At 51.4% G+C, this 19,323-nt stretch carries 16 protein-coding genes; 9 read left to right on the forward strand and 7 right to left on the reverse strand.

The genetic code is table 11. From position 1 onward, the window contains the following. The first annotated feature begins 8 nt into the window (after window positions 1-8). Together CRO03_RS05815 and CRO03_RS05820 are read left to right on the forward strand one after the other, a co-directional pair. Window positions 9-1,076, forward strand: coding sequence for a glycerol-3-phosphate dehydrogenase/oxidase (locus tag CRO03_RS05815; protein WP_097110681.1), 1,068 nt, complete (start codon window positions 9-11; stop codon window positions 1,074-1,076). Between the two features lie 87 nt (window positions 1,077-1,163). Beyond that, the gene (locus CRO03_RS05820) at window positions 1,164-3,074 is read left to right on the forward strand and encodes a methyl-accepting chemotaxis protein (protein WP_097110682.1); all 1,911 of its coding nucleotides are present in this window, start codon (window positions 1,164-1,166) and stop codon (window positions 3,072-3,074) included. Between the two features lie 5 nt (window positions 3,075-3,079). Here the strand turns inward: CRO03_RS05820 and argA are convergent, their stop codons facing one another. Continuing rightward, window positions 3,080-4,399: an amino-acid N-acetyltransferase gene (argA, locus tag CRO03_RS05825; protein ID WP_097110683.1), complete on the reverse strand. Its 1,320-nt coding sequence runs from the start codon at window positions 4,397-4,399 to the stop codon at window positions 3,080-3,082. Window positions 4,400-4,680: 281 nt separating this feature from the next. On the opposite strand from argA, the gene CRO03_RS05830 reads away from it, so the two are divergent. Next, entirely contained in the window at window positions 4,681-6,108 is a 1,428-nt protein-coding gene (locus CRO03_RS05830) for a hypothetical protein (protein ID WP_097110684.1), read from the forward strand. 36 nt (window positions 6,109-6,144) lie between these two features. On the opposite strand, the gene CRO03_RS05835 is transcribed toward CRO03_RS05830, so the two are convergent. From CRO03_RS05835 to CRO03_RS05845, 3 genes are read right to left on the reverse strand one after another with little or no spacing between them, the layout of a single operon-like run. Next, window positions 6,145-7,293, reverse strand: coding sequence for a glutathionylspermidine synthase family protein (locus tag CRO03_RS05835; RefSeq protein WP_097110685.1), 1,149 nt, complete (start codon window positions 7,291-7,293; stop codon window positions 6,145-6,147). 5 nt (window positions 7,294-7,298) lie between these two features. Beyond that, entirely contained in the window at window positions 7,299-7,913 is a 615-nt protein-coding gene (locus CRO03_RS05840; RefSeq protein ID WP_097110686.1) for a DUF1190 domain-containing protein, read from the reverse strand. A gap of 10 nt (window positions 7,914-7,923) precedes the next feature. Then, complete coding sequence (locus tag CRO03_RS05845; protein ID WP_245861501.1) at window positions 7,924-8,352, reverse strand: DUF350 domain-containing protein; 429 nt, start codon at window positions 8,350-8,352, stop codon at window positions 7,924-7,926. Between the two features lie 200 nt (window positions 8,353-8,552). On the opposite strand from CRO03_RS05845, the gene CRO03_RS05850 reads away from it, so the two are divergent. The 5 genes from CRO03_RS05850 to CRO03_RS05875 all read left to right on the forward strand — a co-directional run bounded on the left by CRO03_RS05850 (window position 8,553) and on the right by CRO03_RS05875 (window position 14,658). Continuing rightward, window positions 8,553-10,643 carry a M13 family metallopeptidase gene (locus tag CRO03_RS05850; protein ID WP_097110687.1) on the forward strand — a complete coding sequence of 697 codons (2,091 nt, stop codon included), beginning with the start codon at window positions 8,553-8,555 and terminating at the stop codon, window positions 10,641-10,643. A gap of 71 nt (window positions 10,644-10,714) precedes the next feature. After that, window positions 10,715-13,147, forward strand: coding sequence for an alpha/beta hydrolase family protein (locus CRO03_RS05855; RefSeq protein WP_097110688.1), 2,433 nt, complete (start codon window positions 10,715-10,717; stop codon window positions 13,145-13,147). Window positions 13,148-13,342: 195 nt separating this feature from the next. After that, a complete protein-coding gene (locus tag CRO03_RS05860) occupies window positions 13,343-13,840 on the forward strand; it encodes a DUF3592 domain-containing protein (protein ID WP_097110689.1) in 498 nt (165 codons plus the stop codon). A gap of 267 nt (window positions 13,841-14,107) precedes the next feature. After that, window positions 14,108-14,362, forward strand: coding sequence for a type II toxin-antitoxin system ParD family antitoxin (locus CRO03_RS05870; protein WP_097110897.1), 255 nt, complete (start codon window positions 14,108-14,110; stop codon window positions 14,360-14,362). Beyond that, window positions 14,362-14,658: a type II toxin-antitoxin system RelE/ParE family toxin gene (locus tag CRO03_RS05875; RefSeq protein ID WP_097110690.1), complete on the forward strand. Its 297-nt coding sequence runs from the start codon at window positions 14,362-14,364 to the stop codon at window positions 14,656-14,658. Before CRO03_RS05870 ends, CRO03_RS05875 begins: the two co-directional genes overlap by 1 nt. Before the next feature lie 97 nt (window positions 14,659-14,755). Here CRO03_RS05875 and CRO03_RS05880 read toward each other — a convergent pair whose 3' ends face one another. After that, on the reverse strand, window positions 14,756-15,442 hold the full coding sequence (locus CRO03_RS05880) for an outer membrane beta-barrel protein (RefSeq protein ID WP_097110691.1): 687 nt from the start codon (window positions 15,440-15,442) through the stop codon (window positions 14,756-14,758). Window positions 15,443-15,868: 426 nt separating this feature from the next. Here CRO03_RS05880 and CRO03_RS05885 point away from each other — a divergent pair, with 426 nt between their 5' ends. Continuing rightward, entirely contained in the window at window positions 15,869-16,234 is a 366-nt protein-coding gene (locus CRO03_RS05885) for a DUF4870 domain-containing protein (protein WP_097110898.1), read from the forward strand. 104 nt (window positions 16,235-16,338) lie between these two features. Here the strand turns inward: CRO03_RS05885 and malQ are convergent, their stop codons facing one another. Together malQ and CRO03_RS05895 are read right to left on the reverse strand one after the other, a co-directional pair. Next, complete coding sequence (malQ, locus tag CRO03_RS05890) at window positions 16,339-18,516, reverse strand: 4-alpha-glucanotransferase (protein WP_097110692.1); 2,178 nt, start codon at window positions 18,514-18,516, stop codon at window positions 16,339-16,341. Then, window positions 18,503-18,949, reverse strand: a complete 447-nt coding sequence (locus CRO03_RS05895) for a helix-turn-helix domain-containing protein (protein ID WP_097110693.1) — start codon at window positions 18,947-18,949, stop codon at window positions 18,503-18,505. Before CRO03_RS05895 ends, malQ begins: the two co-directional genes overlap by 14 nt. Between the last annotated feature and the right edge of the window lie 374 nt (window positions 18,950-19,323).

Consider the following 19,323-nt stretch of genomic DNA (forward strand, 5'->3'; position numbering starts at 1 on the left):
GAGTGCTAATGAAGTTGGCCATAGTGGGTGGAGGTATCAATGGCTTGTCCAGTGCCTGGCAATTAGCGCTCGCTGGCCATCAGGTAACGCTGTTTGAACGCGACACCCTGATGGCGGCCACCAGCAGTGCTTCGTCCAAATTGCTGCATGGCGGTTTACGCTACCTGGAGCAGGGCGAGTTCTGCCTGGTCCGCGAAGCGCTGCAGGAGCGGCGCTGGTGGCTGAAGAAAGCCCCACAGCTGACCCGGCGCCTGCCCATTTTGTATCCTATTTACCGCCATTCCCGCCGGCCACGCTGGCAGCTGAAAATTGGGTTGTGGTTGTACGACGCTTTTGCCGGGCGCAAAGGTATTGGTCGCCATCGCTGGCTCACTGCACCACAGACATTACGATGCTCAGCGAATTTAAACCCGGACGGACTTATCGGAGCTTATTTATTTTTCGATGGCCAGATGGACGATCAGAAGCTCGGGTTGTGGATGGCAGCGCAGTGCACAAAGGCCGGGGTGCAGTTAGTTGAGCATAGCCCGGTGCTGAAGGTAAGCACTGATGGCCGGATCCTGCTGGACAATGGTTGGCAGCAATTTGATCGGGTAGTTAATGTGGCCGGGCCCTGGAGCCAGCAGCTGTTGGCGCAGTCAGGCTTGCAGCAACAACCATTGGATCTGGTGCGTGGCAGTCATTTACTTCTTCCCGCTATTGGTCGCTATGGCCATATGCTGGAGGTGCCGGGCGAAGCGCGGATTGTTTTTGTCTTACCTTATCAGGGTAATACCCTGCTTGGCACCACAGAAGTACGGCAACAACTGGATGAGGCTATTGAGTGCTCTGCCGCAGAGCGTGATTACCTACTGAGCGTATATAACCATTATTTTCAACCGGCAGCCGACAACTCCACCATACTGGCCGATTTTGCCGGTGTGCGGCCGCTGCTGGCCGGCAGCGCCAATGCCAGCAAAGCCAGCCGTGAGTATCAGCTGAACTGGCAGGGCCGGTTGTTGACAGTATCGGGTGGCAAGTGGACCACCGCCCGGGCGCTGGGTAAGCAGGTTAGTCAGGCAGTCGCCGACAGCTAAACACTGCAGTAGCTGACGATTAAAATTCGCTTTGTCATATAAAATCAGTATTATTTTCAATAATTAAATCTACTGACAGGGGTCAGGATGTTTTCAGCTTTTAATAAAATGCCGGTAAAGCAGCAATTTGTGCTGGTGCTGGTGTTATTAATTTTACTAAGTTCAGTGTTAAGCGGTGTATTGGCTTATCGGCAGTCGAAGCAGCTGGTACTGGAGCGGATGCTGCAACATGAGATGCCGGCAGTGGTACGACAGGTCAGCCAGACACTAGAGGCGCAAATTAGTCAGATGACTACCGCCACCCAGCAACTGGCAGAAAACCCTTATATTTTACGTTGGGCTGAACAGGGCTTTGCCACTGAAGGCGAGCAATTATTACTGCAGCAAATTAATAAGGTTAAGCAACAGCTGGGGCTGGATGCGGCATCCTGGGCCGATCGGCAAAGCGGACGTTACTGGAAGTATGATGGCTTTTTGCGGGTGTTGAACCAGCAGCAGGACGGCTGGTTTTTTGCCTTTCGTGATTCCGGCGCGGCGACCAATGTCAGCCTGTACACTGAGCCAGATGGCCAGGTACTGATGTTTGTTAATTATCAGCAGCTCAATGGCCGTGGCCTGTCGGGCATCGCTGTGTCACTGGACCAGATGGTCGACCTGCTGAAAAGTATCCGTATTGCTGAAAGCGGTCTGGCTTACCTGGCCGATAGTGACGGCAATATTGCTATTCATCCCGAAAGCAGCATGATTGGCAAGCAAACCATGGCAGAGCTGTATGGCAACGAAGTAGCAAGCAGACTTGCTGAAGATACTCGGTTACGCACTGAGATAACCGACGATTTACTGCTGGTCAGCGTGCCGGTAGCAGGCACCATCTGGTCAGTAGTGGCGCAGGTGCCGCTGGCTGAGGTACTGGCGCCGGTCAAACAGCTGCGCACGACGTTAATTATCACCGGTCTGGTGGCCACTTTGCTGGCCGGTTTACTGGCGTGGTGGCTGGCGAGTTCGTTAACCCGTCGCTTGCATTCTGTTGCTGAAACCTTGGCAGATATCGGCGAAGGTGAGGGCGATCTGAGGCAACGTCTGCCCGCCGATGGCGCACTTGAAGTAAGGCAAATAGGCAGCGGCTTTAATAACTTTGTTGCAAAAATTCATGGCCTGATTACCCAGTTGCATCAGCAAAGTGAGCAATTACAACAGTCTGCAACCCAGGTCAATGACAGTGCCAGCCATAATCGCGATCTGGCTCAGGAGCAGCGCGACAGACTAAATGGCATCGCCACTGCAATAGAAGAGCTGACAGCCACTATCGGTTCGGTAGCGGGTAATGCGGCAAAAGCGGCGGACACTGCAGCGCATACTAACGACAATGCCAGCCGCGGCCTGACGGTAATAACTGATACCAGCCAAAGCCTGCAGCAACTTACCCGGGAAGTCGATCATATAGCGGCGGTGGTCAGTACGCTGGCACAAAACAGTGATAAAATTGGCGGTATTCTTAATGTTATCCGCTCAATTTCTGAGCAAACTAACTTACTGGCATTAAATGCAGCAATTGAAGCAGCCCGCGCAGGCGAGCATGGTCGTGGTTTTGCGGTAGTGGCGGATGAAGTGCGGCAACTTGCTCAGCGTGCTGCCAGCGCCACCGACGAAATTCAGCAAATGATTAACCAGTTGCAAACGGAATCACAGGTGGCGGTTAGTGCTGCTGAGCAGGGTAAACAGCAGGCAAGTCGCAGTGCCCAGGCGATGTTGGAAGCGACGGCAGAATTACAGCACATTGTCGACGGCATTCGCGAGTTGGATCAGCTGAACCGGCAAGTGGCAACTGCCACCGACGAGCAGGCCGCGGTGGTAAAGCAGCTGGGACAAAGCGTGCATAGTGTTACCCAACTGGTAGACGACAGTACCGGCTCGGCGACTAAGCTGGCTGATTTCAGCGTCAGGTTGCGTCAGTTATCAGCTGAGTTAAACCGGCTGATAGACCGGTTTATCGTTTAGCCGGTTTATAAGGTAATGGCCAGGATCTTTGAGCGACGTTGATAGTTATACAGCTGCTTTTTCTGGCTCGGTAAATCATCCACGGTGACCAGCTCAAAGCCCTGTTCTAAAAACCAGTGAATGCTGCGGGTAGTCAGGGCAAATACCTTGTCATAACGGCGTTGACGGGCCTGTTGAATAATATGCTTTAACAGCAGGCTGCCCCGGTCGGCATCGCGATAGTCAGGGTGTACTGCCAGGCAGGCGAACTCCCCGACGTTTTCATCAATAAAGGGGTACAAGGCAGCACAGCCAATCACCAGGCCGTCGCGTTCAATTAAGGTAAAGTAGTCAATCTCCATCTCCAGTTGCTCGCGGGAGCGGCGAACCAGCAGACCTTGCTGTTCCAGCGGCCGGATCAAATCCAGAATGCCGCCAATGTCAGCTATCGTTGCCCGACGCAGTTTTTCAGCTGATTCTGTGACAATCTGGGTACCAATACCGTCGCGGGAGAACAGTTCTTGCAGCAAGGCACCATCTTCGTCATAACTGACCAAATGGCAGCGTGGCACGCCAGCCCGGGTAGCAGTAATAGCTGCATGTAAAAACGCCAGGGTGCCAGGGCAGGCTGTGGTGTTTTCTGACAAATTCTGCAGAATCGTTTCGGCTTCATTGGGCATTAACTCGGCAATAATATCGCCTACCTCATCGGTAATACCGCCGACTTCACTAAAGCCAATCATTTTATCGGCTTTTAGTTTTATCGCGACTTGCGTCGCGATATCTTCGGCGGTCAGGTTAAAACTCTCGCCGGTTACCGACGCCGCGATCGGCCCCATCAGCACTATACCATTATGCTCCAGCTGACGCCGGATACCGGCCGCATCAATCCGCCGTACCCGGCCGCTATGGTGATAATCAATACCTTCATCTACGCCCAACGGTTGGGCAATAACAAAATTGCCGCTAACCACGTTAATTTGTGCACCCTGCATCGGGGTATTACTTAAACTCATCGACAAGCGGGCTGTAATATCAAGCTGCAGGGCGCCGGCTACCTGTTTTATTAACCGGAAAGAGTCATCATCGGTTACCCGCACCCGGTTATGATACGTCGGCTCCAGCCCGGCCAGGCCGAGTGCCTGATTAATTTGTGGTCTGGCACCATACACCAGCACAATTTTAATCCCCAGGCTGTTTAACAGAGCGATATCGTTAATAATGCTGCGAAAACCAGGTTGGGTAATGGCTTCGCCACCGAGCATAACCACAAAGGTTTTACCGCGGTGAGCATTAACATAGGGGGCAGACTGACGAAAACCGGAGACAAGTTCAGTAGTGCGCACGGGTAAGAGGCTTCCTTTTACTAAGACATTAACGGTGTAAGCTATAAAGATGGCAGCAAGATGACACAATGCCAACTCTGGCGACCATAAAGTCGGCATTTTAGGTTCTTTATGGTTTTATATCCACTTTTTAAGCATATTTATTCTTTTTTCGCTAAGTTAATGCTGTCCCTGTTTTAAAATCACTCTGACCCTTTTTTATTTACTCCTTTTTTTCTTATATAAAACTGTTCACTATTATCAAAGCAGGCATTAAAACTGCGACCAGCCAGGAGCCGTGAATGCAGGAAACAAGTACTAGCAAAAGCAAACCCACTTTGCCCCTGCTTGGGTTGGGATTTTTAAGTTTGTTTATGCTGGCCGGCGTGGCCGGTGGCATAGCATTTCTGGTTGATGGTCAATTTACAGCCGGTCTAATCTTTATGACGATGTTCTGCGGCATCGCAGGCTTGTTGATGTATTTGCTACTATACGGACACCGAAAGCTGCTGGCAGAGCAGGCGATGCTGCAAGGCGTCGCGCCGCCAGATGGCATACTCAGCAATAACAAAAGTGGTTATCAGGTAGTGTTGGGTATGGGCGTGGTATTTTTTGCTATCGGTGTGCCAATCAGCTATCTGGCACTTAGTGACGAACTACCAAAAGGCAATTACGCGGCGTTGCTGGTACTGCTGTTTCCACTTATCGGCGCGCTGCTGATGTGGCAAGGACGCAGTAAGTTACAGCACTGGCAAAAAATTGGTAAAACGCCGTTTTTCCCCGAGCCGGTTCCTGGTTGTGCCGGTGGTCAGGTCGGCGGTTACTTTACCCTGCAACATGGCCGCTTTAGGCAAATGCCGCAAGCACAGTTGAGCTGTGTGCATATCTATCAAAGTGGTAGCGGTAAAAACCGCAGAACGCATCGTCAATCTATCTGGGTACAGCAATGCAATGTCAGTCAGCAGGTCGACGGTAAGCACTGGCTGTTGGTGGATGTCCCAGAGCAGCAGCCAGCCACCGGCCAGCACTCAGATTATCGGGGACGAATTGAGTGGCAGCTAAGCTGTAAAGGCGAGTTACAGCAGGGGAGAGAACTGCTGGCGTTTAGCCGGCAGTGGACCTTGCCTGTAGTAGCCGGAACCTCGCGGTCAGCCTGGCAGCCCAGCGCCAGCGAAATACAATTGCAGCAACAACAGCGACTGCAGCAAGCCAGCAGCAGCGCCACCAGCCAGATTGTTCAGCAGTTAAAAGGTAACACCTTACATTTAAGTAGCCGGGCGGGTCGTCACACCATGATGGCGCTTTCATTAATGTTGTTTGGTATTGTTTTTAGTGGTGCCGGTGTATTTCTTACGTTTAAAGCGCTGGATGAAGGCGGCATGCTATGGTTGATGGCATTGTTGTTTACTCCGATAGGCGGCGGCATCCTGCTGCTTGGTTTGTTCTGGCTAGGCCGAAGCCTGGAGGCAAGTATTACGCCCGGCGAAGTGCGGACGTTGCGAAAGATGTTTGGTATCAGGCTATATCAACGCCAGGCGACAGTGTCGAACCTTGAGCAATTGCAAATTAAAAAGACCATGACATCAAGTAATAGCGATGGCGAGAACACTGAATACTATCGTTTACAAGTCGCTACCTACGATAAAAACCTGATTTTGGCAGAGGGAATTATCGGCCGCGATGCGGCCGAGGTGTTAAAACAAAAGGTGGCAGAGGTATTAATACGCTGAGCCAGAGCTGCAATTAAATCAGCGCTAACCCACTATTTACTCTAAAATAATATGCGGCAAAAACCGCGAGCTGTCTTTGGTGATTAGGCTGTTGTCTTCGCGGATACAGATGCCGGCCGCGCTGTCGCCAACCACCCAGCTACCAATTAAGGTGTAGTTGTCGCCAAATTGGGGCAGGGGTGCTAACGCCTGGCGAATATAGCCGCTGTCGGTATAAGGGCCGTCTTCGCTTAAACGCTGGCCATTGGCAGTGACCAGTTCAATATTGGCGCCTTCCCGCGAAAACAGCGGTTTTTTCACCCAACCAGCCTCGACGGGCTGCTTATCGGCAAAAAACGCAGGCAGTAAATTGGGATGGCCCTGATGCTTTTGCCATAGTAATGGCAAAATACCCTTGTTCGAAAGCAGCAGCTTCCAGCACGGCTCCAGCCACTGGGTTTTACTGGTCAGAATGGTGCTGGCAAAATCTTCCTGCAGCATAAACTCCCACGGGTACAGCTTAAACAAGCCATTGATTGGAAAGCCATCCATATCTACCAGCTGGCCTTCAATATCACCCAGTTGTTCCAGCTGAATGTAACGACAGTTCAGACCGGCTTGCAGCGCGATGTCCATCAGGTAGTCGACGGTACCCTTATCTTCAATGCTTTCAGTAACACTGCTAAAGTAAAAAGGCTGCGCCAGCGGTAACTGGGCAAAGGCTTGTTCCAGCTTATCCTGCAAGGAGTTAAACTGATCAGCGCCTTGCGGCAGCTGACCACGCATTAGTTGATCTTCGAGCCAGACCCACTGGAAAAAACCGGTTTCAAATAACGAGGTCGGGGTGTCGTAGTTCAGCTCCAGCAATTTCGCCGGGCCTGTGCCATCGTAACTGAAGTCCATTCTGCCATATAAATGTGGCTCACCGCTGCGCCAGCTGGCGGCAATGTAATCCCAGAACTGCTCCGGAATAGCCAGTTGCCGCAGCAGTTGCTCATCGGCCAGAATATCGGGTACCAGATCCAGTGCCATCTGGTGCAACTCTTCAGTTGGTGTCTCTAAATCCTGCTCTATTTGTTGCAGGCTGAACTGATAATAAGCGCTTTCATCCCAGTAAGGTTCATTGTCGATAGTATGAAACGTAAAACCAACACTGTTGGCAAAGTCCTGCCAGCCTGGCCGCGGTGCAATAGTGTGCCGTTTCATTAAAATCAGCCTCCGTAACTGCGATTAACACTGCGCTGCGCTGCCTGAGCGCCAAAGCCACCGCGCCGGGCAAGGGCTGCCGGTTTGGGCTGCACGGCAGAGGGCCGGATAGTGGTACTGCCGGGTTGGCTGGCTACTGCCGTATTGCTGGCAGTACGAAAGGTATTGCGGTCATCCCGCGATTTATACAGCGGCTGGGTGGGCACAGGGTTACGCCCGGTCGCCGCTGCAGTTTGCTGACTGGCCGCTTGGCCCGCTGCCGGCGCTAAGCCACCGCGGTTAAGCATCTGGCCCGCCATAAAGCCCATCATCATAGGCATAAAAAAGCTGCCCTGCTGGTGCTGCTCAGGTGCGGTTTCGCACTGACCTGGCCCAAAGTCGGCTTCACATTCCTGTTTATTGGCGTAGCGTGGTGCCACTTTCGGGTGTAGTTGTGCCGCTTCGGTAAACGCAGCCTGGCATTGCTCAGGTGGGTTATAGAAGGCGGCACACTCATCAGGGGTGCTGAATACCTGGGCTTCGACCTGTTTTTCCGCACAACCATTTAAGGCCAGGCCGGTGGCCGGAAGCATAAAAATCAACGCCGCTTTCTGGCTGCGCTTGCTGGGACGTACCTTCATACGATACTCCTTAATAAGTCATACAGGCGGCATTTAATATGCCAATGGTGATGGAACAACCGGCCGAAAAAATACCGGCAGCCAATTCACCCTGGGTAATACGGTTTGGTAGTTGTTTCAGGGCAGTGCTGCTGATCAGAAAGGTCAGCACCTGTACTATTAACGCCACGGCGCCCCAGATCGCACAATCGAGTAGCGACATTGAGTTGGTAATAGCGCTGGCCAGAGGCCAGGCGAAGCCAACTAAGGCACCGGCAAAGGCGATGGCTGCGGCCGGGTTATTGGCGCGGATAAGGGCGAATTCATCATGGGGTGTTACCCAGGTGTATAACCGAATAAATACCAGCAACAAAACGACTGCCAGGGAAAAATAAGCCAGAAATGAAGGTATGCCAGCCAGAGAGGTTAATGCGGTGTCTAACATGGTGCTGTTTGTCATCAAAAGATCCTGCGATTAAATGCCAGCACTGATCCTGCTTAAAAAGCCGGCGTAATTCAAGTAAAACCGCTTAAGCTCAGCTACTTTACCTTTTGTCGCAGCCTGGCAGCGGGTTAACCTGCCATGCTTTACAACCAGGGCAGAGCTTTTACACTCGGGTTATAGTTAAAACAATAATAGTCATCATCCAAGGAACCACTATGAATAGAGTATCTGCCCTGGCGTTAGGTGTCGCCTTGTCGCTTGGTCTGGCCGCCTGCAGTAGCCAGCCGGTTGCCAATAACAGCGTCGCGTCGTCAGCCGAACCGGCTCAGCAACAATCTCAGCAAGGTTCGCAGCAGCTGGGCTCAGGCATTAATCCGGCCAATATGGACACCAGTGTGGCACCGCAGCAGGACTTTTTCCGTTACGTAAACGGTAACTGGTTAGCCAGCACTGATATTCCGGCCGACAAAGCGCGCTGGGGCAGTTTTGATGAACTGCGGGAAAATGCCGAAAAACAAGTACTGGCGATTATTCAGGAACTGGCGGCCGGCGAGCATGCAACAGGCTCAGATGCCCAGAAAATGGCTGATTTGTACCGCTCTTATCTGAACGAAGAGTTGATCAACGTGCTGGGGCTGAACCCGCTGCGTGGTGAAATAGCCCGGATTGAAAACTTACGGAGCAAGGCGCAATTAGGTCAGTACTGGGGTGAAAACCAGCGCTTTCGTTTTGGTACACCGTTAGCGGTGTATGTCGGCCAGGATCAGCGCCAGTCAGATCAGTACATTACCGGTGCCAGTCAGGCCGGCTTAGGCTTGCCGGATCGCGACTATTATTTAAAAGACGATGAACGCAGTAAGGTATTGCTGGCCCAGTATCGCAGCTTTATCGAAAACCTGTGGCAACTGGCGGGCTGGGATAATGCCGGCCAGGCAGCCGAAAATATTCTGGCCATTGAAACAAAGCTGGCTGAAGCCCAGTGGAGTCGGATCCAGAACCGCGACCGCAACGCCACCTACAATAAATTAAGCAAAGCAGAGCTGGCAGAACTGGCACCGGGTTTTGACTGGCCCAGGTTTTTAACCGCCGCCCAGCTTGGTGACATTGAGCATATTGTGGTGCGTCAGCCCAGCTATTTTACCGCCTTTGCCAAAATTCAGGCTGACGTACCGCTGGCACAGTGGCAACAATACCTGAAGTTTCACTTATTGCGGGCCAATGCCAATAACCTGAGTGAGCCTTTTGTTAACGCCAGCTTTGACTTTTACGGCCGCACCTTAAGCGGTTTGCAGGAACAGCGTACCCGCGAGAAACGGGCGGTCAGTACTGTCGAAAGTAACCTGGGCTTTATGGTCGGCAAACAGTATGTAGAGAGGCATTTTCAGCCAGAGGCCAAAGCGCGGATGGATGAAATGATCGAGAATCTGCGGGTTGCTTTTAAGGAGGCAATTGACGAGCTGGAGTGGATGAGCCCGGCAACCAAAGTTGAAGCTCAGGCCAAGCTGGCCAAATTTAATACTAAAATTGGTTATCCGGATGTCTGGCGTGACTACGAGTGCGTGACGATTGCCGCTGATGACTTGCTGGGTAACCTGCGCCGCAGTGCCGAATGTGAATACCAGCGTATGGTAGATCGGCTGGGCCAGCCGGTTAACCGTGATGAATGGGGCATGACGCCGCAAACGGTAAATGCTTACTACAGTTCAACCATGAATGAGATAGTGTTCCCGGCGGCGATTCTGCAACCCCCGTTCTTTAATGTCGAGGCAGATGACGCCGTCAACTATGGCGCTATTGGTGGAGTAATTGGTCACGAATTTACCCACGGATTTGACGATCAGGGCCGGCGCTCTGACGGCGAAGGCAACCTGCGCGACTGGTGGCTAAGCGAAGATGAAAGCCAGTTCCGTGAGCGGGCGCAGCGAATGATTGACCAATACAGTAACTTTAATCCGATTGATGATCTGCGCTTACAGGGTGCGCTGGGCCTGGGTGAAAACATTGCTGACTTAGGTGGCTTAACGGTGTCTTACCGTGCTTATCAGAACGCGACTAAAGACCAGCCAGCCGCTACCATCGATGGGTTTACTCCTGAGCAACGGTTCTTTATGGGCTGGGCCCAGGTATGGCGGATTAAATTCCGTGACGAAGCCCTGCGCCAGCAAGTGATCACCGGGCCGCATTCACCTGGGATGTACCGGGTGCTGGGTGTATTGTCGAATATGCCGGAGTTTTATGACGCATTTGAGGTTAAGCCAGGCGATGCGATGTACCGGGAAGAAGATGTCCGGGTTAAAATCTGGTAAGGCGTGGTAGCTACTAACCGCAGGCTGGTGAAACCGGCCTGCGTGTTTTGTCATTTAAAAGGAATAACACAGTGAAGAAATTTTTAGTTATACCGCTGAGTCTGAGTCTGATGCTGCTGTTACTTAGCAGCCAGCTTAGCGCCACTGCGGTTGAAACGGGCTATCGCGAGCCGGTTGCTGATATCACCGCTATTGTTGATGCGGCGCCGACGCCCAGTGCCAGCTTAAGCCCTGATGGCCTGAAGCTGTTAAGCCTGCAGTTTCCGGCGTTACCCAGCCTGGCCGATTTAGCCGGACCGGAGCACCGGCTGGCGGGTGTCCGCTTAAACCCGGCCAATAATGGCCCGAGCCAACCGCGCTATATTGCCGGTGTCACGCTGATTGACATTGCCAGTGGTGACAGCCGCGAAATTAAGGGTTTGCCGGCAAACTTAAAGGTGATAGCGGCAGAGTGGTCACCAGACAGCCGCTATATTGCCCTGGTGCAACTGGCTGACAACGCCAGCAGCCTGTGGCGGATTGACACTAAAAATGCCAGTGCCAAGCGCTGGGGTAAGTTGCAACCCAATGCCGTGCAGGGCGCCCGGCTGGAGTGGGCGGCCACCAGTGATGCGGTATATCTGCTGGCAGTAGACGCGAAGCGGCCTGCTGCCCCGGTTGCTGCGAAAGTGCCTGCCGGCCCGGTCGTTACTGAAGCTCGTGGCCGCACTGCCCCGGCCCGTACCTATCAGGATTTATTAAAAGACGGTCATGACGAGGCGTTGTTCAGCCACTATTTTAGTAGCCAGCTGGTAAAAATAACCCTGAAAAATAAGCTAACCAATATTGGTAAGCCGGCGCTAATCCGCAGTTTCAGCCTGTCGCCAGACAACCAGCATATTCTGGTGAACCGGGTGGTGCCGCCGTTTTCTTACGCCGTACCCATCTTCCGCTTTGCTAATAACACTGAAGTGTGGAACCTGAATGGTGAAGTCAGCTACACCGTAGCTGAGCAGCCGGTAGCAGATAATCTGCCCATTGCCTTTGATGCAGTAGTTACCGGGCCACGCAGCGTCAGTTGGCGCAACGATGCGCCGGCCACGTTACACTGGGCTCAGGCCGCCGACGGCGGTGATCCGGCAAACGACGCCGAGGTACGGGATCAGTTATGGCAACTGGCCGCCCCTTTTAACAGCGAGCCGGTGAAATTACTGGATATGGCTTTCCGCTTCCGCAATTTACTGGCTGCCAACGCCGGCACTGCATTAGTGTACGAAGGCTGGTGGCAGGAGCGGCAGGAAAAGGTCTGGTTAATCAGCCCCGACGGCAGTGCTGAACCACGGTTATTGTGGCAGCGTTCTACCGAAGATCGTTATGGTGACCCGGGCCGGCCTCTTATGACCACAGCTGATAATGGCCAGCGCTTGCTGCGCTTAGATCAGGGCCATATGTACCTGACGGCGGTAGGAGCATCGGAAGAAGGTAACCGGCCATTTATCGACAAATATCAGCTGACAAGCGGTGATACCGAGCGGTTATGGCGCTCAGAAGCACCATACTATGAGTACCCTATTACCTTACTGCCCAGCGGTAAATTGCTGACCCAGCGCGAAGCACCAACTGAGCCGGCTGATTTTTACGTTCGTGATTTATCAAGCGGCGAGCTGACGGCATTAACCGATACCCCGCACCCGATGCCACATACGCTGGGTATCAGCCGTGAGCTGATAAATTACCAGCGCGGCGACGGTGTACCGATGTCGGCTAACCTGATATTACCTGCGGGTTATGACGCTAAACGTGACGGCGCCCTGCCAACGGTGATTTGGGCTTACCCGCGCGAGTTTCGTAATGCCGCTGCAGCAGGCCAGGTAGCCGATTCGCCGTACCGCTTTAACCGGGTAAGTTACTGGACCCCGCAATTCCTGGCAACTCAGGGCTATGCGGTGCTCGACAACGCCACTATGCCGATTGTTGGTGAGGGCGAAGTTGAGCCGAATGATAGTTTTATCGAGCAGCTGGTACTTAATGCCGAAGCCGCAATAGCAGCCGGGGTAAGCCGTGGCGTTACCGACCCACAAAGGGTTGCCATTGGTGGCCACTCTTACGGCGCCTTTATGACAGCCAACTTGCTGGCCCATACCAATTTATTTAAAGCCGGTATTGCCAGAAGCGGCGCTTACAACCGCAGCTTAACGCCATTTGGCTTTCAGCGGGAGCAACGTACCCTGTGGGATGACCCGGACCTGTATCTGGCGATGTCACCGTTTTTCCATGCCGACAAACTGAAAACACCACTGCTGATGATCCACGGTACCGACGACAACAACTCGGGCACGTTCCCGATGCAAAGCGAGCGTTTATACCAGGCCGTTAAAGGCCACGGTGGCACTGTGCGTTTAGTGATGCTGCCCCTGGAATCGCACGGCTACCGCGCCCGCGAATCAGTGCTGCATATGCTGTGGGAAACCCAGCAGTGGCTGGATGAGTTTGTGAAAAACGCCGAGCCGGCAGAAGCGCAATAACCCAGCTTAACGCTACGCTACTAATAACCAAAGGGCTGCATTCGCAGCCCTTTTTTATTCAGCAGCAGATGTACCAGAAACCACACCATAAATATGTTGATATACCAATAGTTATTGGCTAACTTCAATTCACTTACAAAAGATAGAATGTAATTTACACGGCGTGAGTTACAAAATATTAAGCTGTTATGTGCTATGGAAATAGTTGCCTACATTCAACAGATGTTTGAAATAACCGCACGAGGAGAAAAGCAAGGCATCTGGTTTTTTGCCTCTGTGTATCTTTTTGCACTGTGTGCATTCTCTTTTTGGGTTCAATTTAGAACGAGAAGCTGGCCTACAACACAGGGCAGTCTTGTTCAAAGCCAGATAGATAAATTCGGATATGATTCCATTCAGTCTGAGCAAACTTTTAAGTTGAATACGAAATATATATATTCTGTGAAAAATGTAGACTACGAGGGTTCAAGAATATCTCCTTGGGTATTCGTAGCAAGTTACAACGCTAAAGCAGTATTGAATCATCAAATGGCCAAAGTCAAAATGCACCCAAGTGGCGGTATTATAGTTCACTACAATCCTGACAATCCCCAAAAAAGCTATCTTTTGGTAGCAGGTAAAATTGGCCTTTTTGTCACTTCATTAGTTGGTGTGCTGCCCCTTATTCTATATTGGCTCGAGTATCATGCGTAATGCACACAACACACGTATTCAGCTGGACTTCGGTAAATACTGTGTGCTCCAGGTCAGATATCGAGACTGCATACCGTCTTTGCGCGCAAGCACAGTACAAAACAAAAATTACGCCAATTCAGAGAGAGTCGTGGGGTAAGGTGTTTTACTTGTGGGGGCCAGTTGGTGAACTATTACACATTACGGAGCTGGGTGGTTAGGCTATTGATTCTGCTCAGGTAGGGAGTATGATATTGTCATACTATGTCTTTTGAGAGGTACCAGCATATGAGTATGCATAGGAAAACCATCACGCTAACAGAGCAACAAGACGAGTGGGTGAAAACCCAGATTGAAAGCGGTCACTTCGGCAATGATAGTGAGTATATCCGCGATCTCATCCGGCGAGACCAGCAAGCCAAGGAACGTCTTACCACCCTGCGACAGGCACTTACTGATGGTGAGTTAAGCGGGAAACCTAAAGCACTGGATATGTCTTCGATCAAAGCGGCTGCCCGTAAACTGATAAAAACCGCGAATTAGTGATAAAGCTGAGCATCACCCCAAAGGCCGAATCTGATCTCATAGGGATTTGGCGGTATACCTGTGAAGAGTGGGGAGCAGAACAGGCTGACAGATACCTGGACCAGCTTGAGGTAGGGATGAATCAGCTGCTTCGCTATCCGTTACTAGGCGTTGACTATGCCCATGTGCTTAGCGGCTACAGACGCTTACTGATAGAGCATCACGCAGTTTTCTATCAGGTATTAGAGCAGGAGATACTTGTCGTGCGTATTTTGCACGAGGTCATGGATGCGCCGCGAAAGCTGCTGGAGTAACGGTTGGTTCATTTATGGTTTGAATAGTAAAGCGGGCTGTGGCGTATCTCCGGCTCAGCTGGGACCTTGCTGAGCCGGCGGTTCAGATGCTTAAGTGTTAAAAATGATAACGGGCACCGACACTGAACTGGGTGGTGTTTTCATCCAGCAGCTTGCCATGGCTTAGCTCTGATGTCAGGGCGAAAGCCGGGGTGAAATGATACTGCGCACCTACGCCTACGCCATACTGGCTTTCGTCTTCGACAGCAGCATTAAGGTATTCATAGTAAGCGCGGCCAGACAGTTCCAGCTTGCTGTTAACATTTGAGCGCAATAGAGTTTCAATTTTTATTGATTCACTTGAACTACCGGTACTGAAGCTCTCAGAATAAGCCAGCTGATTGTCAACAAAAGCCTGGAATTTACCCTTGGCATCAAGCCGGTAGCTACCCAGATAGCCGGCAAAGCTCAGGTTTGTTGTGTCATTAATGGGTTTAACATAGCCACCACCCACGTAGTAGCGGTCTAAGGTTAAGCTGGCTGAGACATTTAACACCTCGTTATTAAAGACTTCAGTGTAAGACTCGCTGTCGGTATAGCGCTGCCATTCTGCGGCGACAAACCAGTTATTGTTAAACTGCCAGGCACCTTTGGCACCAAAACCGGTATCTGAAAAGCTATCCTCACCTGATTGCGAAATATGCTCAACTGAGCCTTGCACATAACGGTAACTGGGTGCCGTGTCGGCCTGCACCGCTATACAAGTAAATAAAACAGTAACTAACGCAACTTTTTTAAACAACATAAAACATCCTATTTTATATAAAACACAAGAGTGGCGGGAAACGCGGCTGTGTTTATATCCGAAACAAACTAAAAGGTAAATCTCTTTATTCAATAATATGTAACAAAATAAACGTCAGGTTGTGGTTGGTAACATTTGCCGTTAGCACGAGTCAGAGTTTGGCTTGGTAGTACCTGGGTCTGGCCGGGCTTTAGCGAGGCAAATCAGGTTTTGTCGCGGTAGTGTTCTCGGCTGAATAACCAGTATTAGCCTTTGGCAGCGCAGTTTTAGTAACAATAGTGTTGAAAATAAAATGCTTGATTTACATTTCGGAACATGAATAAACTCACGGCATAACAAGTACAGATATGTTATTCACCGCAGTTACGCACAGGATGCTGGCTGTTAATTGGTATGGATGCCAACACTAATAAGAAGATTAAAAATATGGAAGATCAACAACACAACAGACCCTGGGGCGTAGACTTAAAAGCTTTTTGTTTACTGATGCATTTAGCCCAGTTTGCCGGGTTTATTATTCCCGGGGCAGGCATAATTCTGCCAATAGTGATGTGGGTAACTAACAAAGAACAGTTTCCGGAAGTAAATGCGCATGGCAAAAACATCGTCAACTGGATCCTGAGCCTGATCATTTATTTAGTCATCAGCTTTATTCTGATGTTCGCGATTATCGGCTTTTTCCTTATTTTCGCCCTGATTATTACCAACATTATTTTCATTATAATTGGCGCGGTTAAAGCTAATCAGAATGAAGTATGGGAATACCCGTTAAGTATTAAGTTTTTTAAATAGAACACCACTGCGGCGTCAACAGATGCTGATCAGGTGGTAAATGCTTGCAGACGTATTTTCAGACTTAGGGGCCTGGCAAAGGCCACTAAGTCTGCGCTTTGCTGTTAGCGTGTCTGGCGTATTTCCGCCATCGCCGTAATCAGTTCGCGCACGTCTTGCTGTTGCAGCGCCTGTTCAAACTCAACCGGTAATTTACGCCGCCAATTCGGGTATTCTGTGCTGGTGCCGGGAATATTGACCGGGGTAGCGACCAGCAGTAAATCTTCCAGTTGGTAGGCCATTAAGCGGGCCGGGGTGGCAGCCAGATACAGATGGCTGTTGTGGACTAACTGCTGCACATTGCCCTGTTCCAGCTGTAACTCATTGCATAAAAGCTGCTTTTCATCTTTACGCAACTGCTCCAGGTTGGCCGCAATCTGGGCGCTGGGGAATAAATCCAGCTGGTGGCGTAGTGCTAAATCATGCTCGTGCCAGTAGCCGACCAGGGTCGGCATATCGTGGGTGGTCACGGTGGCCAGTGCCAGTGCCGGGTAAGTTTGGTCGCGGTGCTGGTAGCTACCGGCCTTCTGTTCCAGCATAAATACCCGGTAAGACAGCACCTGATATTTCGCCATTAACCGGCTAATTTCTACCGGCACTGTGCCTAAGTCTTCCCCTATCACCACACAATGATTGCGCTGGCTTTCCAGTGCCATAATGGCAAATAAATCTTCGGCCGGCATGCCGATATAACCACCGGCAGTGGCATCTGCGCCCGGCGGGCAACACCATAACCGTAGTAAGGCCATAACATGGTCCAGCCGCAGAGCACCGGCATAGCGCATATTGGCACGGATCAGCTGAATAAAAGGCTGATACGCTTTCTGGCGCAAGGTGTGTGGGTTATACGCCAGCAGGCCCCAGTTCTGGCCTTTTGGTGCCATAATATCCGGCGGGGCACCCACGCTTAGCTGCATCAGAAAATCTTCCGGCGCGCCCCAGCTCTCTGCACTGTTGCTGTTGGCACCTACCGCCACATCGCAATACAGGCCAATGGCCATGCCTTGTTGCTGACACTGCTGCTTCACCTCTGCCAGTTGCTGCTGCGCCAGCCATTGCAGATACAATTGCTGGTTAATGGCATCGCTGTGCTCTTCGGCAAAATGATGCAGCGCTGCGCTGTCTGGCTGCTGATATTCAGCAGGGAAATTCTGCCAGCAGGCCATCTGCATATCGCGTTGAAATAACCCGGCTTGCAGCACCTGATAACGGGCCAGATTCAGCAGGCTGGGGTCACTTTCTGCAACAAACTGTTTAAAGTCGCGGGCCCGCTGGCTGTCAGCGGCCAGATGCTGCTGTTTAAAATGCTGATATAGCAATTCCGCCATTTCTGCTTTCAGGCTACTGACCGCATGATAATCGACATCGGCAGCAGCCCGGCAACGCTGCAACCGGGCCTGAAATTGCTGGTTTTGCAGCAAATGCTGCGCTGCGGCACATTCGCTGAACTCCGGGCTATGCTCCAGTGCTACGTACAGGGTATTTAACCAGAGCCGGCTGTTCGGGCTGTACGGGCTGCAATCTTGTGGCAGGCCGGGATACAGCGCATGCAGCGGGTTTAAACCAATAAAATCGTTACCGAGCGCGGCTAACGGCGCCACCATATTTTTTAAATCGACAAAGTCACCAATGCCCCAGTTGCGGCTGGAACGCAGCGCATACAGCTGAATTGCAGGGCCCATGGTTTTATGTAACACCGCCCGGTCCTGCAGCTGAAAGCAACGGTTTGGCGTCACAATGAGTTGCTGCTGATAACCCTGGCGGGTTTCTGGAGCAGTGGTGTCCAATGGATTGCTGGCAGGCGTTAATGTCAGTTGGTGATAACCGGGGCCAAGCTCAACGTCAATGCTAAGATTCACCGCCAGATAGTCGGTGCCGGCCAGTTGTTGTCGGTCAATAACATCGCTGGTGGCTATCTGCAGCTGCCCTGAGTAGCACTGCTGCTGTTCGGAAAGCAGCTGCCAGTGCCAGTGACTATGCGCAGTAGCAGCGGGCTGCTGTAACCGGACCTGCAGGGGCTGCGCTTCTGTCAGCACCTGCACCGGTGCAATTATTTCAGTCCAGGGTTGTTGTTGAAGCTGCCTGATCTGGCTGGCGATGACGTCATCATTGCTTAAATCGTAGCCCATCGCCGCCAGAATAGCCTGTTGGTCGGCCAGCGTAATGTGTTCGACATGCCCTTGTGCGTGGACATAGCTGTCCTGTAGGCCTGCTAACGCCGCGAGTTGCTTAATTGGTTCCATACATCACCTGTCGGCTGGCCAGGGTTTGCCCTGGATAAGAACGGCTTATTGTGGTGCTGCTGCGCTGGCGATATACGCCAGGCGGGCAGCCTTGCCAGCTTTTAAATGCTTTTTGAAAACTACTTTGTTCTTCAAAACCGAGCTGGGTAGCAATTTGTTGAATATTAAACGTATTTTCCTGCAAATATTGCCGGGCCAGCTGATGGCGACATTCATTAACCAACTGCCGGAAGCTGGTGTTGTGGCCTTGCAAAAAACGCTGCAATGAACGACTGCTGACGTTCAGCGCTTTGGCCGTATCGTTTAGTCTCGGTAGTTGTGGCAATTGCCGGCAAATATATTGCCGTAACAACGCTAACTGGCTGTTACGCCTGTTGTTGCCATCATTATGGCTTGGGCGGTAACGCCAAAAACCATGGCTTGCGATAGTCATTGTGCTTTGCTCCAAATTGGCAGCAAAGCAAAATCCCGGCTTTGCCCATCACTGCCATTAGTTGGTGCAAGCATAAAACAACGTTGGTCTATAGTTAAACATGCTGCATACGTATGCAGCGAAAATAGCCGGAAATACCCTGTCCGAAAAGCATGTCGGTAACCTGGTTATGCTGCATAACCAACAACAAAATGACGGCATGCGTCGGCAACCGGTGGCTTTATGCACAAGGCATGCACCGCAATCGTGCGCAGATTAACCGCTTTGCCCCGGCTTTGTGCAATAAGCAGCTTATGAATACGTATTCATGTTGAGCTTGCGCCCGAATAAGTTTAATAAATGACCATAGTAAAAGTTGGTTAGTAAGTTTTCAC

Origin of the sequence: Arsukibacterium tuosuense, from assembly GCF_900215315.1 — a bacterium.
Lineage (GTDB): Bacteria > Pseudomonadota > Gammaproteobacteria > Enterobacterales > Alteromonadaceae > Alishewanella > Alishewanella tuosuense.